The sequence below is a fragment of the Paractinoplanes ferrugineus genome (genome assembly GCF_016862195.1).
GTDB classification, from domain to species: Bacteria; Actinomycetota; Actinomycetes; order Mycobacteriales; family Micromonosporaceae; genus Actinoplanes; species Actinoplanes ferrugineus.
Genome location: NZ_BOMM01000039.1, coordinates 1 through 23529 on the forward strand (window position 1 = coordinate 1; position 23529 = coordinate 23529).

Below are 23529 nucleotides of genomic sequence, written 5' to 3' on the forward strand. Positions count from 1 at the left end.
CGACCAGGCGGTAGTAGGCCGGGTTGTCGATGCCGCGGAACGACAGGGTCGGGCCCAGGTGGTTGCCCTCGGCGGTGTGGTTGTAGACGACGTCGAGGATCACCTCGATGCCGGCCTGGTGCAGCGCCTTGACCATCGACTTGAACTCCTGCACCTGGCCGCCGTGGCCGCCGAACCCGGCGTAATCGTTGTGCGGGGCGAAGAAGCCGATCGTGTTGTAGCCCCAGTAGTTGGACAGACCGCGTTCGGCGAGCGTGGAATCGTGCACGAACTGGTGCACCGGCATCAGCTCGACGGCGGTCACGCCCAGTTTCTGGAAATGCTCGATCATCCGGGGGTGGGCGAGCCCCGAATAGGTCCCGCGCACGTCGTCCGGAATGCCCGGATGACGCATCGTGATGCCCTTCACGTGTGTCTCGTAGATCACCGTCTCCCAGAACGGGATGCGCAGCGGCCGGTCGTTGGCCCAGTCGAAGAACGGGTTGACCACCACGGCCTTCTGCGCGAACGGGGCCGAGTCGGCGTCGTTGCGCGACAGCGGGTCGCCGAACCGGTACGCGAACAGCGCCTCGTCCCACTCGTTATGCCCGTCGATCGCCTTCGCGTACGGGTCGAGGAGCAGCTTGTTCGGGTTGCACCGGACGCCCCGCTGGGGGTCGTAGGGGCCGTGCACGCGGTAGCCGTACCGCTGGCCCGGCACCACCCGCGGCAGATAGCCGTGCCAGACGAGTGCCTCCCGCTCCGGCAGATCGATGCGGGTCTCCGTGCCGTCGTCGTCGAACAGGCACAACTCGACGCGCTCGGCAACCTCGGAGAAGAGCGCGAAGTTGGTACCGCCGCCGTCGTACGTCGCGCCCAGCGGATAGGAGCTACCTGGCCAGATCTTCATGTCCGCTCTGCTTCCCACAAGTCCCCCCGAGCAATCCCGGCCCGCCCCCGGAGTCAAGCCCGCCGAGCGCCCCGGCGCAACCCGGGCGAGGGGCCGAATGCCAAAAGCTATTCACGTACGTCATTTGCCAGTTCCTTTAATAATCGTTCGGCTATGGACGGGGCGGGGGCCGTTCGGCAATATCGTCCGCACCACCACCGAGGAGACCGCAAATGCGGCGCCACCCCCTGCTCGCCCCGCCGGCCGTGAATTCCGGCGATTCCCCGCGCACCGTCGCCCTGCCCGCCGGGTTCGCGCCCGAGGGCATCGCGATCGCCGGCATCCACGCCTATGTCGGCTCCCGGGCCACCGGCTCGGTCTACCGCGCCGACCTGGTCACCGGGGCCGGCGAGCTGATCCACACCGGGCCCGGCACCCCCACCGCCGGCCTGTGCGTCGACGACCGGGGCCGGGCGTTCCTGTCCGGCAACACCGGCGGCGACATCCGGGTGATCAGCGTCCGCACCGGTGCACTGCTCGCCTCGTACCGGATCGCGGGTTTCCCCAACGACGTCGTCCTGACCCGGGCCGCCGCCTGGTTCACCGACTCGTTCAGCGCCACCCTGCACCGGCTGCCGATCGCCGCCGACGGCACGCTCGGCCCGTCGGTCACCGCGCTGCCCCTGACCGGCGTGACCATCACGGCCGGCACGGTCAACCTGAACGGCATCTGCGCCACCCCCGACGGCCGAGCCCTGCTCGTCGTGCAGTCCAACACCGGCCTGCTGTTGCGGGTCGACCCGGCCACCGGCGCCGCCACCCGGGTCCCGCTGGGCGGCGCCTCGCTGGTCCACGGCGACGGGCTGCTCCTCGACGGCCACACGCTGCACGTCGTACGTAACCGCGCCGACGTGGTCGAGGTCTTCCGGCTCAACCGCGGTGGCACCACCGCCGCCCCGGTCACCACCATCACCGACCCGCGCTTCGCGACCCCGACCGCCGCCGCGCTGTCCGGCCGGCGCCTCTACGTCGTCAACGCCAGACTGAGCACACCGGTCACCGCCGACGTCCCGTACGCCGTCGTCGCCCTGCCCTGAATCACACCACCGAGAACTTCGGCGGCAGCTCGCCGCGTCCGGTGAGCGCCCGCAGCAGGGGCTCGCCGTCACCGACGGCGATGGCCACGTGGGCGGCCATGCTGGTGGCCTCGGCCACCGCCTCGGGTGACATCCCATGGGGTACGCCCACCGCCGCGGCCAGGTCGAGCCCATGCACCACCAGCTCGAACGTCCGGGTCGGCAGCCACGCCCGGACCGGCATGCCACCCACCGGCGTCGACACCACGTCGTCATCGCCGACCGCGGCCAGCGCCTGCGTGGCCCGCCCGGCCAGCTCCCGCACCACCCCGGCCGGGTCGTCACCCAGCGCCACCCCGGTCGCATGCGCGTCCGCCCCGGACGCCGACGTGAACGCCGCATGGACCTCGGCCGGCACCTGCCGGGCGAACGCCCAGAACCCCTCCGCATAGCGGACGACCACCTCGTCGGCCGGTGTCGACAGCACTTCGGGAACCTGCCGCAGCGCCGAGCTCACCGTGTGCCCGACCAGATCCCGCACGGTCCAGTCGCCGAGCCCCGGGTCGTCCCACCGCGGCGCGGGCACCCGCGACACCAGGTCGACATAGCCAACAGCGGCAGCCCGAAACGCACGGCGATAATCCATGCCGCCAATCTTGCCCGCCCCCGCCGGGCTCCGCCGCCCCGATCCGCCCGCCGGCCTTTCCCCGGGCCGCGCTGCTTCCCCTCGGCCGCTCCCCGGGCCGCCGCGCCGCTTCCGGTCAGCCGTTCCCGGGTCGTCGCGCTGTTTCCGGTCAGCCGTCGGCGGGTGATCCGTCGGCGGTGCCCGCCGGTGGGCGCCGCTGGTGCCGGGAGTGCCGCCCGCCGTCGTCCGCCTCGTCTGCGGGCGGCGGCTCAGCCGGCTCGGACAGCCAGGCCGGTTGCCGAAGCCGGCTGCTCGTCTGCCAGACCTGAGCCTGCTCGGCGTGGGTGTCCCGGCCGGCCTGCGTGTCGTGTCCGGCCGCCGGCTGCTCGTCCCAGCCGCCCTGCTGCTGTGCGTTCCTCGCCACCTGGTCCTCGTACCGCCCGCCGTCCGGGTGGGCGTTCACCGCCCCCGGCCGCTGGTCCCAGCCGCCGTCGGGCCGTTCGTCCCAGCCGCCGTCCGGCTGTGCTTCGGCAGCCGGGTCGCGGTAGTCGCTGTGCCGCCCGCCGCTGGGGTAGGGCTCGCCGTAAGCGGGGAACCGTTCCCGCGGGTGGTAGTTCGAATAGCGCGGATCGGGCGCGTAGCCGTAGGGCGTGTTCGGTCCCGCCGACCCCCCACCATGCCGGCCGTGGCTCGACGGCTGATCCGGCTGCTGACCGGGCTCACCGGAGTGCCGCCCGCCCGGATCCGGCCCGACGCCCGGCTGCGGGCCGAACCCCTGATGCCGCCCGCCACCGGCGGCCTCGCCCGGCTGACCGCCTGCCTGCTCGCCGGCGGCCGGTCCCGGTGCACCGGACTCCCACCCGAGGTTTCCCGGCGTGTAGGGCCCCGGCTCCCACGCCCCACCTTCCGGTGCGGCTGCCCCGCGCTGCCACCCGTGAGCCGACGGTTCAGCGGCCTCTGGCGGCCACCCGGAAGCTTGTGCGGCGCCCTGCTGCCATCCGGGGGCTTGTGCCGGGTCTGCCTCCGGCCACCCGGGAGATTGTGTGGGGTCAGCCCCCCGCTGCCAGGCGGGAGCTTGCGCGGCGCCGGTTCCCTGCTGCCACCCGGTGGCGGACGGGTCGGCGGGGCCTTGCTGCCACCCGGTGGCGGAGGACTCGGTGGGCGGTTGCTGCCGGTCGGGAGGTGCTTGCGGGTGGCTCTGGGGCCATGCGGGCGCAGGTGGTCCGGTGGGGTTCGGCGACCAGGTGGGCGCGGTGGGCTCGGCGGCGCTCGGCGGCCGACCGGGAGTGGAGGCCGGGGGCCAACCCGGCGCCTGCGTCTCGTCGGATCGCTGCTGCTGGTAGGGGTCGCCGGGGGAGGACTGCCAGCCGAGCGCGCGGGCGTCGCCGGGGGCTTGCCACCCCGGCGCGGAGGTCTCGGCCGGGGCTTGCCACCCGGGTGCCGGGGCGTCCCATGCGTGACCCTCGATCGCCGGGCCCGGGCCCGCGTCCGGCGGCTGCTGCCAGCCCGGCACGCGGGAACCGCCGGACCACTCCGGCTCGGACGAGGGCGACGGCTCCGACAAGGGCGACGGCTCCGACGAGGGCGACGGCTCCGACAAGGGCGGCCAAGGCGACGAGGGCGGCCACGGCGAGGACGGGGATGACGAGGGCGATGACGGGAGGGCCATCGAGGCCGGTGGCGTCGTGGGTCGGGGCTGGCCGGCGTCGGGGGGTGGGTAGGAGTTGCCCAGGGCGGAGAAACGCGGACCGGCCCAGGGCGCGGCGGCCGGGGCGGGGGCCTCCGGTGGGGGCTCCATGCCGTGCCGGCCCGGCGGCTTGGGAGCGGGGCCGGCGCCGGGGGCGGTCGGCAGGCCCGAGGGCATCGGTGGGCGGGGGCCGGGCGGGTCGGGGAGTGACGGTGGCAGGGTGGTGGGCGGCAGGTTCGACAGGCCGGAACCCCCCGGGGCCGGGCGGTCGGTGGGGGTGGGCAGGTTCGCTGCGACCGGGTCGCTGCCCAGTGGGGGCGGGGGAGGCGGGAACGGGGTGAGGGGAGTCGAGGGCGGCTCCTCCGCGAACACCTGCGGGGCGAAGCCGGCGGCGAACCGCAGGGCACGCGCTCGGCGGCTCTGGCGGAGCATGTGCAGCGTCAGCACGACGGGGAGGGCCACGGCGAGATAGACCACGCGGCTCAGGCCGGCGCCGGGGCCGGTGGTGAACAGGTAGACCGCGTAACCCAGGAAGGCGACGCCGACCAGGGCGTCGAGGGCGCGGGTGAAGCCGCGCTGGTCGAAGCCCCGGACGGCCAGGACCGCCATCGCGAGGCCGCTGACGGCCAGCAGGCCGACGTAGGCGTAGAACTCGCCTTTCGACATGAAGTGACTCCCGCGGTCCGGTGGGGCTTCCTCCACTGTCGGCCCCCGGGGCGGCGAATGTAGGTATAACGGAGAGTTGTCCGTTTCATGAAGGGGAGGTTTGTCCGGTGGGCTATGACCTTGAGCGGTTCGTGGTGGCGCAGGACGGGGTGTACGAGCGGGCGCTGGGTGAGCTCCGGGCCGGCAGCAAGCGGTCGCACTGGATGTGGTTCGTCTTTCCGCAAGTCAGTGGGCTCGGGTCGTCGCCCGCGGCGCAGCGCTATGCGATCAGCGGCGCGCCCGAGGCGCGGGCCTATCTGAGTCACCCGGTGCTCGGCCCGCGCCTGCGGGAATGCGCGCGGGCGATGCTCGCGCACGACCGGGGCGCCACGGAGATCCTCGGCTCCCCGGACGATCTCAAGCTGCGCTCCTCGATGACCCTGTTCGCCCAGGTCGCGGACGATCCGGCGATCTTCACCGAGGTGCTCGAGCGGTTCTTCGGCACGCCGGATCAACGCACTCTGGATCTTATGGCGAAATGACCCATTTCTACCCATTATGGCTGTTAAGGTACTGGATCATGCGCTCAGGGGATCTGCCACGCATGGGTGTTCCGGACGACCTCGCCGTCCGGCTCAGTCTGCCCGAACAGCACGAATATCTGACCCGGTCCCTGCGCCGGCGCACGCTGTTCGGGGCGGCCGCCGGGGGCGCGGTCGCGGTGAAGATGCGCAGCCCGGCGTTCGCGCGCCAGGGGGACTTCCACCCGGGCCGGCTGATCGTCCCCTTCGGCCGGCATCTCGCCTGGGGGGCCAACCCCCGCACCCAGATGCGGATCGGCTGGCAGGTCCCCGACAAGGTCCGCCACCCGTACGTACGGGTGGGCGACTCCCCGGCCGGTCTCGGCGACAAGATCCCGGCCGAGATCCGGCCGTTGCACACCGAGGTCAAGGACGTCATCGCGGCGACCGACCAGTTCTACGTGCACGCCGCGATCGACGGCCTCGAACCCGGCCGGACCTACTTCTACGTGGTCGGCCACCACGGGTTCGAACCGACCGACCTGGCCGAGTTCGGTCGCATCGACACGTTCACGACCGCACCCACCCGCACCCGGGTCGCCGAGCCGTTCACCTTCACCGCGTTCGGTGACCAGGGAGTCAGCCCGCAGGCGCTGCACAACGACAGCCGGATCGCCGCCCAGAAGCCGGTGTTCCATCTGCACGCGGGCGACCTCTGCTACGCCGACGCGTCCGGCAAGGGCGAGCTCGACGATCTCTACAACCCGACGCGGTGGGACCAGTTCCTGGCCCAGAACGAGCCGATCGCGGCGACCGTGCCGTGGATGGCGACGCTGGGCAACCACGACATGGAGGCGATCTACTCGCCGCACGGCTACGGCGGGCAGCTCGCCCGGTGGGAGTTCCCGGGCAACGGCCCGGCGAAGGCGGTCGGGTCGTACTCGTTCGTCTACGGCAACGTGGGGGTGGTCGCCCTCGACGCGAACGACATCTCCTTCGAGATCACGGTCAACCGCGGTTACACCCACGGCGCCCAGACGGCCTGGCTGGACGAGCGGCTGAAGTGGCTCCGCGCGCAGCCGGACGTCGATTTCGTGGTCGTCTTCTTCCACTACTGCGCCTATTCGACGACCGTCTCGCACGCCTCCGACGGCGCGGTCCGCAACATGTGGGTGCCGCTGTTCGACAAGTACGGCGTGGACCTGGTCATCAACGGGCACAACCACATCTACGAGCGGGCCGACACCATGAAGGCCGGCCGTTCGACGAGGACGCCGATCGGCGCCACCGTGCACCCCGGGACCGACGGCACCACCTATGTCACGGCCGGGGCGGGTGGTCGCGGCCTGTACGAGTTCTCCGCGCCGGACACCTACGCCGGTCACGAGCGCGGCATCGACGCGGTCAAGTCGTTCGTCTGGAACGCCGACGGCGACCGGGTGGACGAGATCGTCCCCTGGTCGCGGGTGCGCTACACCGGTTATTCGTTCCTGGCCGTCGACGTGCGACCGGCCCACGCCGGCCGGACCGCCACCATGACGTTGCGCGCGGTCACCGAGAAGGGTGCCGAGATCGACCGGCTGGTCCTCGCGCGAACCGCCGGGGACGGCTCCCGTCTGCACCTCAGCGACGACGCCGGCTGAACAAAGTGCGGCCGGCACCCTCGCCTTCCGGCCCGGCGGGGCGCTAATGTTCCGGACTCATGACGGGTCTGGAGCCGGCGGCGATGAAGCTGCTCGCCACCCTCCTGCGATCCCGGCCGGCGACACGCGACGAACTGCGCCTGATCCGCACCGTCCCGCCCGGCGCCGACCGGCTCCTGGACCAGTTGATCCGGGCCGATTTCGTCGAGGAGGCCGAGGGCCGGCTCACGTACCACGCCCCCGACCGTACGGTCCAGGAGCAGGCCCGCACCCTGGCCGGTCTGGTCGGTCTGCTGCCCGAGCTCAGCCGCGAATGGCGGCAGGGCGCCGAGCGGCGGGCCACTCTCGACATCGAACTGGTGCACCGGCCCGGCACGCGATGGCAGGCGTGGACGCGGGTGCCGCAAGCGGCGCTCAACCTGTGCCCCACACTCGACGAGGTCGAGGACCTGGTGGCCGGTCAGAGCCGGGGGCGGGTCGTGCTGCCGGCCTCGGTGGTGGTCGGCGAGGCCGACCGGCGCGCGGTCGACGAGCTGGTCACGGCCGGGATGCGGGTCCGGCTGGCCCGCTGCGTCGAGACGTGGCTCTATTCCGGCCCGGACGGGCTGTGCGCGCTGCCGGTGGTGTGGGGCGAGCACCCGCCGACCAGCATCATGCTCGTGCGTGATCCGTCGATCCGGGCGCTGACCGCCGCGTACGCGGAAGGGGTGTGGCACGGCGCCGAGCCCTACCGCCGGCCCCGCCCGGAATGGCAGGACGTGCTGCGCCTGCTGGCGCTCGGCATGTCGGACCGGGCGATCGCCTCCGCCCACGGCACGTCGCAGCGCACCGTGGAGCGGCGGATCGCCGAGGCGATGGCGCATTTCGGCGTCGGCACCCGGTTCGAGCTGGGCGCCGCGTGGTCAGTTGAACAGCCAGGCGAACGATGAGCCCTTCGCGGTCAGCTTGAGGGTGCCGGCGGTGCAGCTGTAGGTCAGGGTGTTCGTCCCGAACGTGTCGGCCGGCATCTTCACCGGCGAATCCCGGTCGTGTCCGTCGACCGTCGCCGACGTGTCCACGTCGATTCCCCCGGTCCACGTGCCGGTCGGCTGCAGGGTCCGGCCGGAGACCTTCCACTGCCCGCCCGCCGACCCGGTGTGCCGCCGGGTGACGACCACGTCGGCGCCGTTGCTCGTCCGCCCGGAGATCCTCGCGCTGGTCTCGTCGAGGATCGTCACGTTCAGGTCCTGGGTGACGGTGAGGGTCTGGTCGCCCTCGACCCGGACCTGTTTGGCGTCGAGCCCGCGCACCGCCTCCCGGTAGCTGGCCTCGAGGTCGGGGTTGGACGCCTTCCAGGGGCTGCCCGCGACGAGGCACTGCTGGTCGGCCGACCCGGGCAGGGTGGTGGCCTTGGGCGCGGCCGGGGCCGCCCCGGCATCGGCGCCGGCGCAGCCTCCCGTCCCGAGCAGGGTCACGCCGCCGCACAGCACGATGATCCATTGCTTCACGGTCGGTGATGTTATGGCCACCGAACCCGCTCGCGACCTGGCCGGACGCGGCGGAAGTCCGACACGGCGGAGATCCGAAACAGCGACGCGGGCCGATCCGGCGGCGGCCGTCACCGGGCTGCCCCGGGACCGGGCCGGCCGCGCGGTGAGGGGTGCGGCGCCCCTCACCGCGACCGGGTCAGGCGGTCGTCAGCTCGCAGGGGGTGCCGTTCACGGCGGCGGCGGTCGGTGGGGCGTTGCTGGTGCGCCAGCTGCCCAGCATGCCGAAGGAGGCCGAACTGCCGGGGGTGATCTTCTTGTTCCAGTCGGCCGCGGTGAGGGTGGCCACCGCGCCGCTCTGGCTTGCCGTCGCGTTCCAGGCGCCGGTGATCCGCTGGTCGCCGCCGAGGGTCAGGGCCAGGGTCCAGCCGTTGATGTCGGCCGTGCCGAGGTTGGTCACGCTCAGCTCGGCGACGAAGCCGCCCGGCCACTCGTTACCGGGTCGGTAGGTGACCCGGCAGGCACGGACCGGCGGGGGAGTGGTCACGACCGGGGCGGTGACGAAGTTGGAGACGAAGCCGAGGTTGCCGGCGGCGTCGACGGCCCGGACATACCAGTTGCCCACGGGGGAGGACACCGGTGGGACCGTGATGGAGGTCGCGGTGGTGGTGCCGACCAGGGTGGAGACGAACAGGCCGTCGAAGCGGTAGACCTTGTAGCCGGTCACCGCCACGTTGTCGGTGGCGGCCGTCCACGCCAGGTCGACGCCGGTGCTCGAGGAGCCGGTCACCCGCAGGTCGCCCGGGGCGGTCGGCGGTGACTTGTCAGCGGTGGTGTCGGAGGCCGGTGTCACCACGACGATGGTGTCGGAGCTGCGGCTGAGGTGACCGAGGGTGTCGCGGGTGGCGATCCGGAGCGAGTACTGCCCCGAGGGCCGGACGCCGTCGGTGATCGTCACCGTGGTGACGGCGCCGATCTGCTTCAACCAGAAGATGTCGTTGAACGCCTGGGTGTAGCTGACGTTGTAGCCGTCGATCGCCGCGCTGGTCGGGGTGGGTGCCGTCCAGGCGAGCGTGATCGAGCCGGTGGTGACCGCCGCGACGTGCAGGTCGGCCGGGGGATTGGGCGGAGCGGGCGAGGTGCTGACGGTGGGTGTGGTGGCGAGGGGCGCGGCGGCGGCCCCCGCGGGAGCGCCGGACATCAGGGCCGTGGCGCCGGCGAGGACGGCGGCGGCGAACAGCGTCGCGGCCGCGAGCGTACGAGGACGATGCTGCGTCATGCCCTCGACGCTGCGGCAACAATTCGAAATATGTCAATGCGTATAACGGAAGGCGGCGAACACGACGTCGTGGCTGGACTCGAAGCCGAGCCGCTCGTAGAGCCGGATCGCCCGCTCGTTGTCCGCGGCGGCGTGCAGGAACGGCAGCTCGCCGCGCTCGAGGATGCCGGCCGCCACCGCGAGGGTGAGCCGGGCGCCCAGGCCCTTGCCCTCGAAGTCGGGGTCGGTGCAGACGGCGCTCACCTCGGTCCAGCCGGGCAGCCGGAACCGCTCGCCGGCCATCGCCACCAGCCGGCCGTCGACCCGGATGCCGAGGTACCGGCCGAGCTCGACGGTGCGCTTGCGGAACGGGCCCGGCTGGGCCCGCTCGACCAGGTCGAGGATCTCGGGCACGTCGGCCTCGGTGAGGATCACCGCCTCGGGGTCGCGCACCCCGGTCATCGCCCGCCCCACCATCTGGACGCCGGGCGTGGCGGAGGCGGTCTCCCAGCCGGGCCCGGGGCTCAGCGACGGACCGGTCAGCAGCGCCGTGCTGGTGAGGGTGGCGAGGTCGCGCCAGGCCGCCGGGTCGGCCGGGTCGGCGAGGGCGGCGAACGGGGAGACGTCGGACCGGAAACGGGCGGCGTCACCGGACGCCTCGGCGAAGCAGGCCTGCGGTCCGGAGAGCGCGGCCCACGCGGGATTCGACAGCACGTCCTCGACCCTGCCCCGGCGAGGCCGCCGCCGCTAGCGAATATCCGTCAGAACAACTCAGACGAGCTGTGCCTCGGCGTGGGCCAGGGCGACGATCTCGGCCGGCCAGACCGGCCTCGAGAACAGGTAGCCCTGCCCGTACGGGCAGCCCATCCGGGCGAGCGCGGCCCGCTGGCCGGGTTCCTCGACGCCCTCGGCGATGACCTTGAGGTCGAGGTTGCGGGCCAGCGCCACGATCGCGTCGACCATGGTGTGCTGCTGATCGCTCGTCAGGATGTCGTCGATGAACGACTTGTCGAGCTTGAGCACGTCGACCGGCATCTGCCGGAGGTAGCTCAGCGACGAGTAACCGGTGCCGAAGTCGTCGATCGCGATACGTACGCCCATCGCCCGCAGCATCCGCAGATCGGCCCACACCTGCTCGGCGTCGCGCAGCACGAGGCTCTCGGTGATCTCCAGCAGGAGCCACTCCGGCTTCGCGCCGGCCTCGTCGAGGGCCGCGCGCACCCGGTCGACGAAGCCGGGCGTACGGAACTGGCGGGCCGAGACGTTGACACTGACGTACCGCAGCGTCATGTCCGGGTCGTCGGCGCGCCACCGGGCGAACTGGCGCAGTGCCTCGCGCAGCACCCAGTCGCCGATCGCCACGATCGCGCCGCTCTCCTCGGCCACCTCGATGAAGTGGTAGGGACCGAGCAGCCCGCGAACCGGGTGCTCCCAGCGCACGAGCGACTCCACCCCGGTGATCAGGCCGGTCTCCAGGTCGATGATCGGCTGGTACATGGTGCGGAACTGCTGCGTGTCGATCGCCTCGTGCAGCGCCGCCCGTACCTCCAGACGCTCGGTCATCGCGGTGTGCAGTTCCGGCTGGTAGCGCTGCCAGGTGCCCTTCGCCCCGCCCTTGGCCTGGTAGAGCGCCAGGTCGGCGTGGCGCAGCAGTTCGGTGGCACCGGCCGCGTCGAGGCTGGAGGCGACGCCGACACTGGCCGCGCCGCTGACGATGTGCGAGCCGCCGAGACCGTCGGACACCTCGACCGGCACGGCCAGGGCGGCCACCACCGCCGACGCCAGTTCCTCGGCCCCGGCCAGGTCGCAGTGCGCGAGGATGGCGAACTCGTCGCCGCCCATCCGGGCACTGGTGGCGGCCTCGCCGACGATCTCGCTGATCCGCCGGCCGACGGTGACCAGCAGCTCGTCGCCGACCGCGTGCCCGAGGGTGTCGTTGACCTCCTTGAAGTCGTCGAGGTCGACGAAGAGCACGCACAGCTCCTGGCCGTGCCGCTCGGCCGACGCGAACGCGTGCTCGAGCCGGTTGCGGAACTTGACCCGGTTGGCCAGCCCGGTCAGGCCGTCGTGGAAGGCCAGGTGGGACAGGTCGTCCTCGAGGCGGCGGCGTTCGGTGACGTCGCTGATGGTCAGCACGAGGCCGCCCACCGTCGGGTCGGCGCGCAGGTCCCGGCCGTCGACCTCGACCTGGATGAGCCGCCCGTCGGCGCACAGCACGGTCAGGTCGGGGGCGCCGGCGGTGCCCCGGCCGGCCCGCACGGCCGCCAGGACGTCGTTCATGGTGCGGTGGTGGCTGACCGCGACCAGGGCGGACAGCGAGCTGCCGGCCAGGTTCTCGTGGCCCAGGACGGTGGCCGCGGACGGGCTCGCGTACCGGATGTGGTCCTCGTCGGTGATGATCAGGATGACGTCGGACGCGTTCTGGATCAGGGTGCGGAACCAGACCTCGCTGTCGCGGCGGTTGACCTCCCCGGTCAGGGTGATGCGTTCGAGCACGACCTGGACCTGCGCGGTCAGGGCGGCGAACGTGTCGGCCATGTCGCGCAGCAGGTTGCCGGGCGCGGCGATGATGCCGAGCAGCTGCCGGGTCGGCGTGCCGGGCAGCCGCAGCGTGCCGATCAGGAACGCGTCGTAGCCGTCGGTGGGCACGCCGGCCGGAACCAGCTCGGCGCCGACCACCCGTACCCCGGTGTTCTCCGGGGTCTGCGTCTCCTCGATGATCTGGTGCAGCTGGTACGGGGTGTCGCGGGGCATGAGGGTGCCGATCGCATCGGCCGTCGCCAGCAGGGCGTCGTCGACGGTGGCCGCGGCGAAGAGCTTGTCGCCGGCTTTGCGCAGCGCGCGCTCCCGCGCCCGGGCCCGCAGCTGGTCGAGGGCGAGGCCGTTGACCCGGAAGATGACGAGCATGAACATGAGGGCGGCGGCCCCCGCGATGACCGGCGCGTCGATGATGCCCGCGCGGGCCGATCGGGCGCTGCTGACCCACTCCAGGTAGAGCACGGCCGGGGCGATCAGGGCGGCCGAGGCCATCCAGAGGATCCGGTGCCGGCTGTCGGCGGAGGTCGCGCCGGTCGGCTCGGTGAGCTCGCGCATCGACGGCATCAGGCCGATCAGGCCCATCCCGACGTAGAAGACGATCCAGCCGAGGTCGACCGGGCCGCCGAGGGTCCAGGCGGCGTTGAGCTGGGACTGGCCGTAGAGCACGTCGGAGATGAGCAGGCCGACGGCGGCGACGGCGAGCACGGTGAGCGCGCGTGGCCGCTTGCCCGGCACGGTGAGCATGCGCAACGTCATCGCGAGGACGAGCACGTCACCGAGCGGGTAACCGACCGACGCGAGCTTCTCGACGAGCGACAGGTCCGTGGCGCGGGTGAACGGCGCGATCCAGTAGACCCAGGACAGCAGGCCGAGGCCGACCGTCGGGACGAGCGCGTCGAGCAGGGCGGCCCGGTTGCTCACGCCGCCGCCACGCAGCCGTACGAAATACAGCATGCCACCGGTGAGCAGCGGATAGACGGCCAGGTAGAGCCAGTCGGCGATACCCGGGAAGGCCGGTTCGTGGCCGAGCGCGAGGATGAGGTTGTAGACGTTGTCCCCGGTGTTGAAGGTGACCAGGGCGGTGGCGATCAGATACCAGGGCAACTTGCGGGACGGCTGGTGCAGGCGTACGCCGAGGATGATCATCGCGGCGCAGGAGTAGCCGATGGCCGCCCACGTGTAGAGATGGCTGCCCGGGAACGTGTAGTAGATGGCGCTGAGCACCAGGATCCACGCGGCGAAGCACGCCTGTATGGCCCGCGTCGTCATGCGCTCTCCTGTCCCCGCCGAACGTTCCGTCAGGCGTTTCATCGGATGCCCGCGGGACGGTCTGAGATCTTTGCCGGGCGGGCGTCGTAGGATTCGGTTTTTGGCCGGCGACGAGGGTGGTCAGTGGTGCGTTTCGGGTCACGGATGGTAACGGTGGGTGCGGTCGCCGGCTTCGCGGTGTTCGGCGTGGCCGGGCCGGCGCTCGCCCACGTCGAGGTGAGCGCGGACAAGACCACCGCCGGGGCGGAGAACGTCACGCTGACCTTCGACGGCGAGGCGGAGAGCACCTCGGCCGGCCTCGCCGCCGAGCGGGTGGTGCTGCCGGCCGGCATCGACCCGGCCGGTGTCACGCTCGTCTCCGCGCCCGCGGGCTGGGCCTTCAGCCGCACCGCGGACGGCTTCACGGTCGCCGGCAAGGCGCTCAAGGTCGGCACGGACGCGGTCTGGAAGGTCAAGATCGCAAAACTGCCCGACGGCGAGACCCGGCTGTCCTTCAAGACCCTCGAGACGTACGGGGACGGCAAGGTCTCCCGCTGGATCGAGATCCAGCAGGCCGGCCAGGACGAGCCGGACAACCCGGCGCCGCTCGTCACCCTCAAGCCCGGCCCGTCGTCGGCCCCCGCCGCAGCCGCCGGCACACCGGCCGCCACCGCACCGGTTGCCATCGCCTCGGCCACCAGCTCCGACGCCGCCGTCGCGCCGCCGGCGTCGCCCACGCCGTCGGCCGTCGCCGGCGACCGGGCCCTCCAGCGGACCGCCGAGGACCAGGGCAGCACCTGGTGGATCTGGGCGATCATCGCGGTGGTGCTCGCCGCCATCGCCGGTTTCGCCGTGCTGCGGCAGCGCCGATCGGCCCGCCCGGCCGAACCCCGCTCCTGACCCGCCGGCCCTCCACGGCGGGCTGGGCGGGACCGGGCAGACCGATGAGCCGGGTCTAGCCGGCCAGGGCGTCGACCAGGCGGCGGGCCGAGCCGGCCAGGTTCCAGCGCTCGGCCAGCGCCAGCAGCGCGTCCGGGTCCCGCGGGGCCGTCGGCAGGGCCGGGTCGAACGGCGGCAGTTCGACGTCGAGCGCGACCTTGCAGACCGGCAGCGCCTTCGTGAGGTAGTCCCGCGAGTCGGCCAGCTTGGTGCGCAGGCCCGCCGCGAAACCGGCGTCCGGGTCGTCCAGCGCGGCCAGGATCTCCGCGACCCCGCCGTACCGGTTGATCAGCCGGGCGGCGGTCTTCTCGCCGACGCCCGGCACCCCCGGCAGGCCGTCGCTCGGGTCGCCCCGCATCGCGGCGAAGTCCGCGTACCACCGGGCGGGGACGCCGTACTTCTGCTCGACCAGGGCGTTGTCGGCGTCCTCGAGCTTGGCCACGCCGCGGCCGCAGTAGAGCAGGCGGGTGCCGCGCTCGTCGTCGACCAGCTGGAACAGGTCGCGGTCGCCGGAGACGACCTCCACCGGCGCGGCCTGGGTGGCGGCCAGGGTGCCGAGGACGTCGTCCGCCTCGTACCCGTCGACGCCGAACGCCGGGATCCCCACCGCCGCGAGCGTCTCGAGCAGCACCGGGACCTGCTTCTCCAGCGCCGCCGGCACCTCCTCGACGTCGCCGCGGGCGACGCGGTGCTTCTTGTACGACGGAACCAGCTCGACCCGCCACGCCGGCCGCCAGCTGGCGTCGAGCGCGCACACCAGCCGGTCGGGGCGGCGGGTGCGGATGAGCTGGGCCAGCATGTCGAGGAACCCGCGGATCGCGTTCACCGGCTCCCCGGCGGAGGTCTGCGCCGCCTTCTCCGGGATGCCGTGGAAGGCGCGGAAGTAGAGGCTGGGCGCGTCGACGGCGAGCAGCGGCGGTTCGGTCACCCGCACACAGTAGCGACCGGGGCGCGCCGGGGCGTGCGCCGACATGGCGGCGGGGCGGGTGACGCGGAAAGTCGGTGGTGTCGATGCCGTGGAACGAACTGAACGACCGTTAAGATGGGTCGGTGACCGTCGACCGGATCCTGCCGACCGAGGAAGCCCACGAGCTCCTCGACCTGACACGTGAGCTGGCCACCCGCGAACTCGCCGGGAAGGCCGACGACTACGAGCGCCAGGGCGAGTTCCCCCGGGAGATCGTGCGCACGCTCGGCCGCGCGGGCCTGCTCGGCCTGCCCTATCCGGAGGCCGACGGCGGCGCCGGCCAGCCGTACGAGGTGTACGTCCAGGTCCTGGAGATCCTGGCGGGTTCGTGGCTGGCCATCGCCGAGGCCGTCAGCGTGCACACCCTCGCGTGCTACCCGGTCCAGGCCCACGGGTCCGAAAGCCAGCGCAAGTCGCTGCCCGACATGCTCGGCGGCGAACTGCTCGGCGCCTACTGCCTGTCCGAGCCGCAGGGCGGCTCGGACGCGGCGTCGCTGACCACGCGCGCCACCCGCGACGCCACCGGCTGGACGGTGAGCGGGACGAAAGCCTGGATCACCCACGGCGGCCAGGCGGATTTCTACAACATCTTCTGCCGTACGGGCGGAGCCGGCGCCCGTGGCATCTCCTGCCTGCTGGCCGCGGCCGGGTCGCCCGGACTGCACCCGCAGAAACCGGAACGGACCATGGGCCTGCGTTCGTCGGCCCCGGCCCAGATCGTGCTGGACGGCCTGCACGTCGACGCCGACGGCCTGGTCGGCGACGAGAACGGCGGCTTCCGCATCGCGATGGAGGCCCTCGACGCGGGCCGACTCGGCATCGCCGCCTGCGCGGTCGGCCTGGCCCAGGCGGCGGTCGACCACGCCGCGGCCTACGCCAGCGAGCGCACCCAGTTCGGCAAGCCGATCGCCGCCTTCCAGGGCCTCGGCTTCCTGCTCGCCGACATGGCCACCCAGGTGTCCGCCGCGCGCGCCCTGCTGCTCTCCGCCGCCCGCCTCAAGGACCTGGGCCGCCCGTTCTCGATCGAGGCGGCCAAGGCCAAACTGTTCGCCACCGACGTCGCCATGAAGGTCACCACCGACGCGGTGCAGGTGCTCGGCGGCTACGGCTACGTGAGCGACCACCCGGTGGAACGCTGGTTCCGGGAGGCCAAGGTCCTGCAGATCGTCGAGGGCACCAACCAGATCCAGCGCCTGGTGATCAGCCGGTCGCTGACCTCACCGGACGCCCGCTGACCGCTCCGTCGTCAGCAGCGGCTCGGCGAACGTGGGCGACGGCGCGCCCGGGTCCTCGGCGACCGCCCGCTCCAGCTCGCGCAGGCCGGTCTCGATCTGCTCCTCGCTCAGCCGGGCGAAGAACGACTTTCTCCCGATATATCGGTCCGATACATCGAACTTATGGAGGCTCCGGCGGGCGGGCAAGACGGTGTTCCGCCGCGCCGCCAAGTAGGGTGGCGCCGTGGAAGAGATCGACCGGGCGATCGTGGCTGCCCTCACCGTGGACGGGCGCTTGTCGTACACCGACCTGGCCGAGCGAGTCGGCCTGAGCGTGTCGGCGGTGCACCAGCGGGTGCGCCGGCTCGAACAGCGCGGCGTGCTCGCGGGCTACACCGCCAAGGTCTCCTACGAGGCCCTGGAGCTGCCGCTGACGGCGTTCGTGGCGATCCGCCCGTTCGACCCGTCGCAACCCGACGACGCCCCCGACCGGCTGGCCCACCTGGCCGAGATCGACTCCTGCTACTCCGTGGCCGGCGAGGACTTCTACATGCTGCTGGTGCGGGTGGCCGGCCCGGCCGACCTGGAGCGCCTGCTGCAGGAGATCCGCACCGCGGCCAACGTCACGACCCGGACCACAGTGGTGCTGTCCACGCCGTACGAGAACCGCCCGCCCCGCATGCCCGCCGCCCCCACCCCCTCAGACCTAGCATCCTAGGATGCCTTAGCGGGTGTGACCCGTCCCGGAAAACGCCGCCACCGGGCGTCGGGCCAGCGTGAAGAGGGCCGGCCGGGCCGAAGGGGCCGGGTGCAGCGGGCCGGGCTCAGCTGGTGGCGTTGCCGGGCAGGGTCGTCCGGGCGCACTCGGTGCGGTAGGGCAGCGCGAACTCGGTGCGGCCGACCAGCTGCGGGTGGGTGGCGGCGAGCCGGCGGACCTCGTTGAGGAGGGCGGCGCGCTCGTCGGGAGGCAGCAGGATGATCCTGCTGCGGGAGGCGACCATGTCGATCAGGCGGTCCGGGCCCAGTGTCTCCACCCAGTCGAAGGTGGCGTGCTCGACCGGGCCGAAGGGCGGGCCGACGGTGGTGTCACGCTCGAGTTCCGCGTTGCCGATGATCTCGCCCAGCCGGTGGACCCACTCGGTGCGCTGGTCGCGCAGGTTCCAGAGCAGTCCCAGCCGGCCGCCGGGGGACAGGACGCGGGCGATCTCGGGCACCGCCCGGGCCGGGTCGACCCAGTGCCAGGACTGGGCCATCAGGACGACGTCGGCGGAGTTGTCGGGCAGCGGGATGTCCTCGGCGGTGCCGCGCCGGACGGGGACGCCGGGCAGGACCCGGGTGAGTTCGTCGAGCATCTCCTGGGCCGGGTCGACCGCGGTGACCGGCAGGCCGCGGGCGTGGATCCGGCGGGTGAGCTTGCCGGTTCCGGCGCCCAGGTCGACGACGCGGGGCCGGCCGGCCGGCAGGAGCCAGGAGAGCGCGGGGTCGGGGTATCCGGGGCGGCCACGCTCGTACGCGGCGGCGGCTGCACCGAAGGAGCGCGCATGATCGTCCATGCGAAGCATCCTAATATCGCAGTATCCTAGGACGCTCTACGAGCAGAGATCTGTTTCAAAAAAGCGCCCTCCGGGCACATTCCTCCTCGAACGAACAAGAACTTTGGAGGAGTTGACGATGAGCTTCACTGACAAGGTCAAGAACGAGGCCGACGAGCTGTCCGGCAAGGCGAAGCAGGCCGTGGGCCGCGCCACCGACAACGAGAGCCTGGTGGCCAAGGGTGAGGCCCAGGAGGCCGGCGCCCAGGCGCGCAAGGCCGCCGAGCACGTCAAGGACGCCGGCAAGGACGTCAAGGACGCGTTCAGCTGAGCCGACTCAGCCAACGGAGCGGCCCCGGGGTTTCCACCCCGGGGCCGCTTCTTGTCGGCTAGGCCACGAAGCGGGACCGGCGGCGGCGGGCGAGCAGGAAGCCGGTTCCGCCGAGGAGCAGGAGAGCGGCACCGACGGCGGCCACGACGGCGGTGTCGGCACCGGTCCGCGCCAGGCCGCCGCCGTCCTGTCCGCCGTCCTGTCCGGCGGCACCGGTCCGGCTGGTGGAGGACGTGGGGGCCGGTGCGGCGGTCTTCGTCGGGGTGGGCTCGACGGTCGGTTTCGTCGTGGGCTGGGCCGCGCAGTCGAGCGCGCGGGCGGCGTGCAGGCCGTCGTTCAGGAAGGTCAGGTGGGCGTCGACGGTTCCGGTGTCGAGCGCCTTCTTGGCCGCCGAACTCACGTTGCGGCCGGCGTCCGTCAGCGTCCGGAGAGCCGCGATCCGCAGATCCACGGCCCAGGCCTGCAGCACGTCCGACTTGAGGAACGCCCGCAGTTCGGCCGGGGTGCCGTCGAGCTTCTCCTGCACCCGGTCGGGCACGAGGGGCAGCGATTCGGCGGTGGCCTCGGCCAGGATCTGGTTGGCGAGAATCCGCACCTGTACGTCGGTGGCAGTGTCCAGATCGCTGGTGATGAGCTTGCGGAAGTCCTGGTAGACCACCCGTTCGACGGTCTGGCAGGCCGCGTTGAGACCGGGCGGGGCGGCCTGTGCCGCCGCCGGTGCCGCCGGAATCAGAAGGGCCAGGGCCATCAGGATGCCGGCCGCCGACTTCGCTCGCATGTGGTTGGTCCTCCCCGTTGCTGGCAAAACACGGGGAGATTACCGGCTGTGGATGGAGTTGTCCGCCCCGGACCTCGGGCGCACCCTCGGCAACCGTGCCTAGTCGGTGGCCTCCTCGGCGACCTGCTTGCGCCACCAGTTCTGGCCCGATTCGGGCAGCGTGTCGATCGGGTCGTAGTAGGCGTGCAGCTTGGACAGGGCCTCGTCGTCGTCCTGCTCGATCGAGGTCCGGTAGTTCTTGGTCCAGTAGGAGATGCCGTGCTCGCGGTCGTACTCGGCGAGCATGTGCACCCAGCGTTTGCCGACGAACGGCACGTCGCAGACGATCCGGGGGGTGGCGTAGCCGGGCAGGTAGCCCATCATGTCGTGCTGCAGTTGCTGGGCGTGCCAGACCGGGACCCGCCAGTGCTCGGCGTTGGGGATCATGTCGCACATGTAGAAGTAGTACGGCAGGATGCCGGCCTCGCCCTGCAGCCCGAAGCACAGGTCGAGCAGGTCCTCGGTGGTGGCGTTGACGCCGCGCATCAGGACGCCCTGGTTACGGACGTCGCGGACGCCGACCTCGAGCAGGGTCTGCGCGGCGCGGGCGACCAGTGGGGTCAGCGAGTTGACGTGGTTGACGTGGGTGTGCACGGCGAGGTTGACGCCGCGGCGGGAGGCGGTGATGGCGACCCGCTGCATGCCCTCGACGACGTCGGGCTGCAGCCAGTGCTGGGGCAGGCCCATCAGGGCCTTGGTGGCGAGCCGGATGTCGCGCACGGTGGGCACCGAGAGGATCCCCATGAGGTACGACTCGAGCTGCTTCCACGGCACGTTGGCGACGTCGCCGCCGGAGACGACCACGTCGCGTACGCCCGGGTGGGCTTTCAGGTAGGCCAGGTGGGCGTCGTAGCGGTCGACCGGTTTGAGGGTGAGTTTGAGTTTGTCGACCGTGGGGGTGCTGTTGCCGACGAGGTCCATCCGGGTGCAGTGGCCGCAGTATTGCGGGCAGGTGGACAGGAGCTCGGCGAGGACCTTCGTGGGGTAGCGGTGGGTGAGGCCCTCGGCGACCCACATGTCGTGCTCGTGCAGGCTGTCGCGGGTGGCGTGCGGGTGGGACGGCCAGGCGAGGTCGCGGTCGGTGGCGACGGGGATCATGTAGCGCCGGATCGGGTCGTTGTAGAACGACTCCGTGTCGGGTGTCCGGTCGGGCACCATGGTGTTGAGCATCTGGGGGGTGACCAGCATCGACATGGTGGCGAGGCGCTGCTGGTCGGTTTCGAGGTCGGTGTAGAACCGATCGTCGAGCAGTTCGCCGAGGACCGCGCGCAGCTGCTTGATGTTCTTGACGCAGTTGACCCGCTGCCACTGGGCCGATTCCCACTGGGCGGTGGTGACGTGTTTCCAGCCGGGGAAGCGGGTCCAGTCGGGTTCGGCGAGGGGGCGGCGTCGGTAGTCGTAGGGCTGGCCGTTCATCGCTGCCTCCTGGACGCCGTTGTCACAACTCGAGCTGGGCTCTAACGTACTGGATTATTTTTCGTCTAGAAACCTCGTGTCCGTAGGATTTACGGTTAGTCCTCGCTTCGAGCATGTTGATTTCTTGTGAAGGGTGGGTTTCATGTCAGCTTCTGTTGGTCTTCGGAGGGTGCTCGAGCCGGCCGGGGTGCTGCCGCAGGCGGCGTGGCGGCTCGACGCGAGTCCGGAGATCTCGGCTGACGAGGTGCGCATCCGGGTGCAGCGGCTCAACCTCGACGCGGCGAGTTTCCGGCAGCTGGCCGAGAAGCACGCGGGGGACGGGGCGCGGGTCCGCGCCGAGGTCCTGGAGATCATCGAGACGCGCGGCAAGATGCACAATCCGGTCACCGGGTCGGGCGGCATGCTCATCGGGATCGTCGAGGAGGTCGGTCCGGAGTCGCCGCTGGGTCTGAAGGTGGGGGACCGGGTGGCGACGCTGGTGTCGCTGACCCTGACGCCGCTGCGGGTCACCGATGGGCTGGCGGGGTGGGACGGCAGGTCGGAACAGATACCGGCGGACGGTACGGCGGTGCTGTTCGGTCGTTCCGTCGTCGGTGTCCTGCCGGACGATCTGCAGCCCGAGCTGGCCCTGGCCGTCTACGACGTCTGTGGGGCACCCGCGCTCACCGACCGGGTGGTCCGCGACTACGTCGACGGCGCCGCCCGCGAGTCCGGTGGCGGGGCGGGGGAGCCGGTGACGGTCACGGTGCTCGGCGGGGCCGGTAAGAGCGGGTCGTTGTCGCTGACCGCGGCGCGGCTGGCCGGTGCCCGGACGCTGGCCGTGGTGCGGGACGAGGCGGAGGCCGCCACGGTGCGTGATCTCGGTCTGGCCGACGCGATCGCGGTCGCCGACGCCCGGGACGCGGTCGCGGTGCGGGCGAGGGTCGGCGAGGCGCTCGGCGGGCCGGCCACGGTGACGGTCGTGTGTGTGGACGCGCCGGGGTGTGAGCACGGCGCGATCCTGGCGACGGCGACCGGCGGGACGGTCGTCTTCTTCTCGATGGCGACGAGTTTCCCGGCGGCGGCGCTCGGCGCCGAGGGTCTGGCGGCGGATGTGACGATGCTCATCGGCAACGGTTTCGTGCCCGGTCACGCCGACTTCGCGGTGGATCTGCTGCGTCGTGTCCCGGCGGTCCGGCGGCTGTTCGAGGCGCGGACAGCGGGACACTGAACGGCATGACTGACCACCCCTCGGTTCTGTACACCTCCGGCCGCTTCTATTCCGCCGCCGACCCGCGGGCCACCGCCATGCTGGTTCGGGACGGCCGCATCGCCTGGCTGGGCGACTCCGCTGACGCCCCGGCCGCCGACCGGCGCGTCGACCTGGACGGGGCGCTGGTGACGCCGGCGTTCGTGGACGCCCATCTGCACGCGACCGACACCGGTCTGGCCTTCGACGGCCTGGATCTGTCGGCGGTCCGTTCGCCCGCGGAGTTGCTGGCGCGGGTGGCGGAGTTCGCCGCGACCCGGCCGGCCGACGGGGTGGTGCACGGGCACGGCTGGGACGAGTCGACCTGGGCCGACCAGACCCCGCCGACGGCGGCGCAGCTGGAGGTGGCGTCGGGTGGCCGGCGGACCTATCTGTCGCAGGCGAGCGTGCACTCGGCGCTGGTGTCGACGTCGCTGCTGGGCGGCGCCGGTTCGGGCTGGGTGAAGGAGCACGATCACCATGTGGTCCGGGCGGTGGCGCTCGGTGCGTTGACCGCGCGGCAGCGGACGGCGGCGCAGCGGACCGCGTTGTCCAGGGCGGCGTCGATGGGGATCGCCGCGGTGCACGAGTGCGCGGGTCCGGGGACGTCGAGCGAGGAGGATTTCCGCTCGGCGCTGGCCCTGTCCGGGCAGGGGCTGCCGCGGGTGTTCGGTTACTGGGGTGAGCTGGGCGGCGCGGAGCGGGCCCGGGATCTGGGCGCGGTGGGCGCGGCCGGTGACCTGTACGCGGATGGGGCGCTCGGCTCGCGGACGGCGTCGCTGCGGCATCCCTATCACGACGGTGACCGGGGTGTCGGGGAGGCGTTCGTGACCGCCGACCAGGCCGCCGAGCATCTGCTGGACTGCATGCGGGTGGGGGTGCAGGGCGGTTTCCACGCGATCGGGGACGCCGCGATCGAGGCGGTGCTCGACGGGTTCGCGATCGCGGCGAAGACGGTCGGGGTCGATGATCTGCGGGCGGCCGGGCATCGGATCGAGCATGTCGAGCTGATCGACAAGCCGATGATCGCGCGGATGGTGGAGTTCGGCGTGACCGCGTCGGTGCAGCCGGTCTTCGACGCCCTGTGGGGTGGGACGGGCCGGATGTACGCGCAGCGCCTCGGGGTGCAGCGGGCGCTGGCGAGCAATCCGATCGGGGCGATGCACGCGATCGGGGTGCCGCTCGCGTTCGGGTCGGATTCGCCGGTGACGGCGCTGGATCCGTGGGCGGTCGTGGTGGCGGCGGCGGCCCCGCGTAACCCGGTGCACCGGATCTCGGTGCGGTCGGCGTTCGCGGCGTCGACCCGGGGTGGGTGGCGGGCGGCCCGCGCCGAGGGTGTGGGGGTGCTGGCGCCGGGGGCGGAGGCGACGTTCGCGGTGTGGGAGACGCCGGGTGGGGTGCAGGGCGGGCTGCCGGTGCTGCTGCCCGACGTCGAGGGTGTGGTGCCGCCGCGCCCGGTGTGCCGGCGCACGGTGCTGGCCGGCGAGACGATCTTCGAGAGTTAGGAATT

General features: G+C 72.2%; 22 protein-coding genes. 10 read left to right on the forward strand and 12 right to left on the reverse strand.

The features are described from left to right. Nucleotides 1-889 (reverse strand): alpha-amylase family glycosyl hydrolase (locus Afe05nite_RS21280; protein ID WP_239118043.1); only part of this gene is annotated, 889 nt, incomplete at its 3' end. Between the two features lie 212 nt (nucleotides 890-1101). Between Afe05nite_RS21280 and Afe05nite_RS21285 the strand changes: the two genes are divergently transcribed. Then, complete coding sequence (locus Afe05nite_RS21285; protein ID WP_203818919.1) at nucleotides 1102-1965, forward strand: SMP-30/gluconolactonase/LRE family protein; 864 nt, start codon at nucleotides 1102-1104, stop codon at nucleotides 1963-1965. A gap of 1 nt (nucleotide 1966) precedes the next feature. On the opposite strand, the gene Afe05nite_RS21290 is transcribed toward Afe05nite_RS21285, so the two are convergent. Both Afe05nite_RS21290 and Afe05nite_RS21295 read right to left on the reverse strand, forming a co-directional pair. Further along, nucleotides 1967-2590, reverse strand: coding sequence for a maleylpyruvate isomerase N-terminal domain-containing protein (locus Afe05nite_RS21290; RefSeq protein ID WP_203818920.1), 624 nt, complete (start codon nucleotides 2588-2590; stop codon nucleotides 1967-1969). 148 nt (nucleotides 2591-2738) lie between these two features. Beyond that, nucleotides 2739-4922 carry a hypothetical protein gene (locus tag Afe05nite_RS21295; RefSeq protein ID WP_203818921.1) on the reverse strand — a complete coding sequence of 728 codons (2184 nt, stop codon included), beginning with the start codon at nucleotides 4920-4922 and terminating at the stop codon, nucleotides 2739-2741. A gap of 107 nt (nucleotides 4923-5029) precedes the next feature. Between Afe05nite_RS21295 and Afe05nite_RS21300 the strand changes: the two genes are divergently transcribed. From Afe05nite_RS21300 to Afe05nite_RS21310, 3 genes are read left to right on the forward strand one after another with little or no spacing between them, the layout of a single operon-like run. Further along, complete coding sequence (locus Afe05nite_RS21300) at nucleotides 5030-5443, forward strand: DUF1810 domain-containing protein (protein ID WP_203818922.1); 414 nt, start codon at nucleotides 5030-5032, stop codon at nucleotides 5441-5443. A gap of 38 nt (nucleotides 5444-5481) precedes the next feature. After that, on the forward strand, nucleotides 5482-7065 hold the full coding sequence (locus tag Afe05nite_RS21305; protein ID WP_239118044.1) for a purple acid phosphatase family protein: 1584 nt from the start codon (nucleotides 5482-5484) through the stop codon (nucleotides 7063-7065). 59 nt (nucleotides 7066-7124) lie between these two features. Beyond that, nucleotides 7125-7994 carry a helix-turn-helix transcriptional regulator gene (locus Afe05nite_RS21310; protein ID WP_203818923.1) on the forward strand — a complete coding sequence of 290 codons (870 nt, stop codon included), beginning with the start codon at nucleotides 7125-7127 and terminating at the stop codon, nucleotides 7992-7994. On the opposite strand, the gene Afe05nite_RS21315 is transcribed toward Afe05nite_RS21310, so the two are convergent. The 4 genes from Afe05nite_RS21315 to Afe05nite_RS21330 form a co-directional block, all read right to left on the reverse strand. Next, entirely contained in the window at nucleotides 7968-8552 is a 585-nt protein-coding gene (locus tag Afe05nite_RS21315; protein ID WP_203818924.1) for a hypothetical protein, read from the reverse strand. The two genes, Afe05nite_RS21310 and Afe05nite_RS21315, sit on opposite strands and share 27 nt — an antisense overlap. Nucleotides 8553-8730: 178 nt before the next feature. Then, the gene (locus Afe05nite_RS21320; RefSeq protein ID WP_239118045.1) at nucleotides 8731-9810 is read right to left on the reverse strand and encodes a cellulose binding domain-containing protein; all 1080 of its coding nucleotides are present in this window, start codon (nucleotides 9808-9810) and stop codon (nucleotides 8731-8733) included. Nucleotides 9811-9843: 33 nt separating this feature from the next. Then, nucleotides 9844-10503 carry a GNAT family N-acetyltransferase gene (locus tag Afe05nite_RS21325; RefSeq protein ID WP_203818925.1) on the reverse strand — a complete coding sequence of 220 codons (660 nt, stop codon included), beginning with the start codon at nucleotides 10501-10503 and terminating at the stop codon, nucleotides 9844-9846. A 57-nt stretch (nucleotides 10504-10560) separates the two neighbouring features. Beyond that, a complete protein-coding gene (locus Afe05nite_RS21330) occupies nucleotides 10561-13596 on the reverse strand; it encodes a putative bifunctional diguanylate cyclase/phosphodiesterase (RefSeq protein ID WP_203818926.1) in 3036 nt (1011 codons plus the stop codon). Between the two features lie 144 nt (nucleotides 13597-13740). On the opposite strand from Afe05nite_RS21330, the gene Afe05nite_RS21335 reads away from it, so the two are divergent. Beyond that, nucleotides 13741-14475, forward strand: coding sequence for a DUF1775 domain-containing protein (locus Afe05nite_RS21335; protein WP_203819076.1), 735 nt, complete (start codon nucleotides 13741-13743; stop codon nucleotides 14473-14475). A 55-nt stretch (nucleotides 14476-14530) separates the two neighbouring features. Here Afe05nite_RS21335 and Afe05nite_RS21340 read toward each other — a convergent pair whose 3' ends face one another. Further along, nucleotides 14531-15487 carry a 5'-3' exonuclease gene (locus Afe05nite_RS21340; protein ID WP_203818927.1) on the reverse strand — a complete coding sequence of 319 codons (957 nt, stop codon included), beginning with the start codon at nucleotides 15485-15487 and terminating at the stop codon, nucleotides 14531-14533. A 77-nt stretch (nucleotides 15488-15564) separates the two neighbouring features. On the opposite strand from Afe05nite_RS21340, the gene Afe05nite_RS21345 reads away from it, so the two are divergent. Continuing rightward, nucleotides 15565-16716, forward strand: coding sequence for an acyl-CoA dehydrogenase family protein (locus Afe05nite_RS21345; protein WP_203818928.1), 1152 nt, complete (start codon nucleotides 15565-15567; stop codon nucleotides 16714-16716). Here Afe05nite_RS21345 and Afe05nite_RS21350 read toward each other — a convergent pair. Next, a complete protein-coding gene (locus Afe05nite_RS21350; protein ID WP_203818929.1) occupies nucleotides 16699-16902 on the reverse strand; it encodes a hypothetical protein in 204 nt (67 codons plus the stop codon). The genes Afe05nite_RS21345 and Afe05nite_RS21350 overlap by 18 nt on opposite strands. A gap of 37 nt (nucleotides 16903-16939) precedes the next feature. On the opposite strand from Afe05nite_RS21350, the gene Afe05nite_RS21355 reads away from it, so the two are divergent. Next, the gene (locus tag Afe05nite_RS21355) at nucleotides 16940-17413 is read left to right on the forward strand and encodes an Lrp/AsnC family transcriptional regulator (RefSeq protein WP_203818930.1); all 474 of its coding nucleotides are present in this window, start codon (nucleotides 16940-16942) and stop codon (nucleotides 17411-17413) included. 106 nt (nucleotides 17414-17519) lie between these two features. Here the strand turns inward: Afe05nite_RS21355 and Afe05nite_RS21360 are convergent, their stop codons facing one another. Continuing rightward, the gene (locus tag Afe05nite_RS21360; RefSeq protein WP_203818931.1) at nucleotides 17520-18248 is read right to left on the reverse strand and encodes a class I SAM-dependent methyltransferase; all 729 of its coding nucleotides are present in this window, start codon (nucleotides 18246-18248) and stop codon (nucleotides 17520-17522) included. Between the two features lie 118 nt (nucleotides 18249-18366). Between Afe05nite_RS21360 and Afe05nite_RS21365 the strand changes: the two genes are divergently transcribed. Then, complete coding sequence (locus tag Afe05nite_RS21365; RefSeq protein WP_203809739.1) at nucleotides 18367-18558, forward strand: CsbD family protein; 192 nt, start codon at nucleotides 18367-18369, stop codon at nucleotides 18556-18558. A 58-nt stretch (nucleotides 18559-18616) separates the two neighbouring features. Here the strand turns inward: Afe05nite_RS21365 and Afe05nite_RS21370 are convergent, their stop codons facing one another. Together Afe05nite_RS21370 and Afe05nite_RS21375 are read right to left on the reverse strand one after the other, a co-directional pair. Beyond that, on the reverse strand, nucleotides 18617-19336 hold the full coding sequence (locus Afe05nite_RS21370) for an LAVTG motif-containing sortase-dependent surface protein (protein ID WP_203818932.1): 720 nt from the start codon (nucleotides 19334-19336) through the stop codon (nucleotides 18617-18619). 99 nt (nucleotides 19337-19435) lie between these two features. Next, nucleotides 19436-20791 (reverse strand): KamA family radical SAM protein, encoded by a 1356-nt coding sequence (locus Afe05nite_RS21375; RefSeq protein ID WP_203818933.1) that lies wholly within the window; start codon nucleotides 20789-20791, stop codon nucleotides 19436-19438. Between the two features lie 142 nt (nucleotides 20792-20933). Between Afe05nite_RS21375 and kdd the strand changes: the two genes are divergently transcribed. Together kdd and Afe05nite_RS21385 are read left to right on the forward strand one after the other, a co-directional pair. After that, nucleotides 20934-22001, forward strand: coding sequence for an L-erythro-3,5-diaminohexanoate dehydrogenase (gene kdd / locus Afe05nite_RS21380; protein WP_203818934.1), 1068 nt, complete (start codon nucleotides 20934-20936; stop codon nucleotides 21999-22001). A 5-nt stretch (nucleotides 22002-22006) separates the two neighbouring features. Next, on the forward strand, nucleotides 22007-23524 hold the full coding sequence (locus tag Afe05nite_RS21385) for an amidohydrolase (protein ID WP_203818935.1): 1518 nt from the start codon (nucleotides 22007-22009) through the stop codon (nucleotides 23522-23524). Nucleotides 23525-23529: the final 5 nt, after the last annotated feature.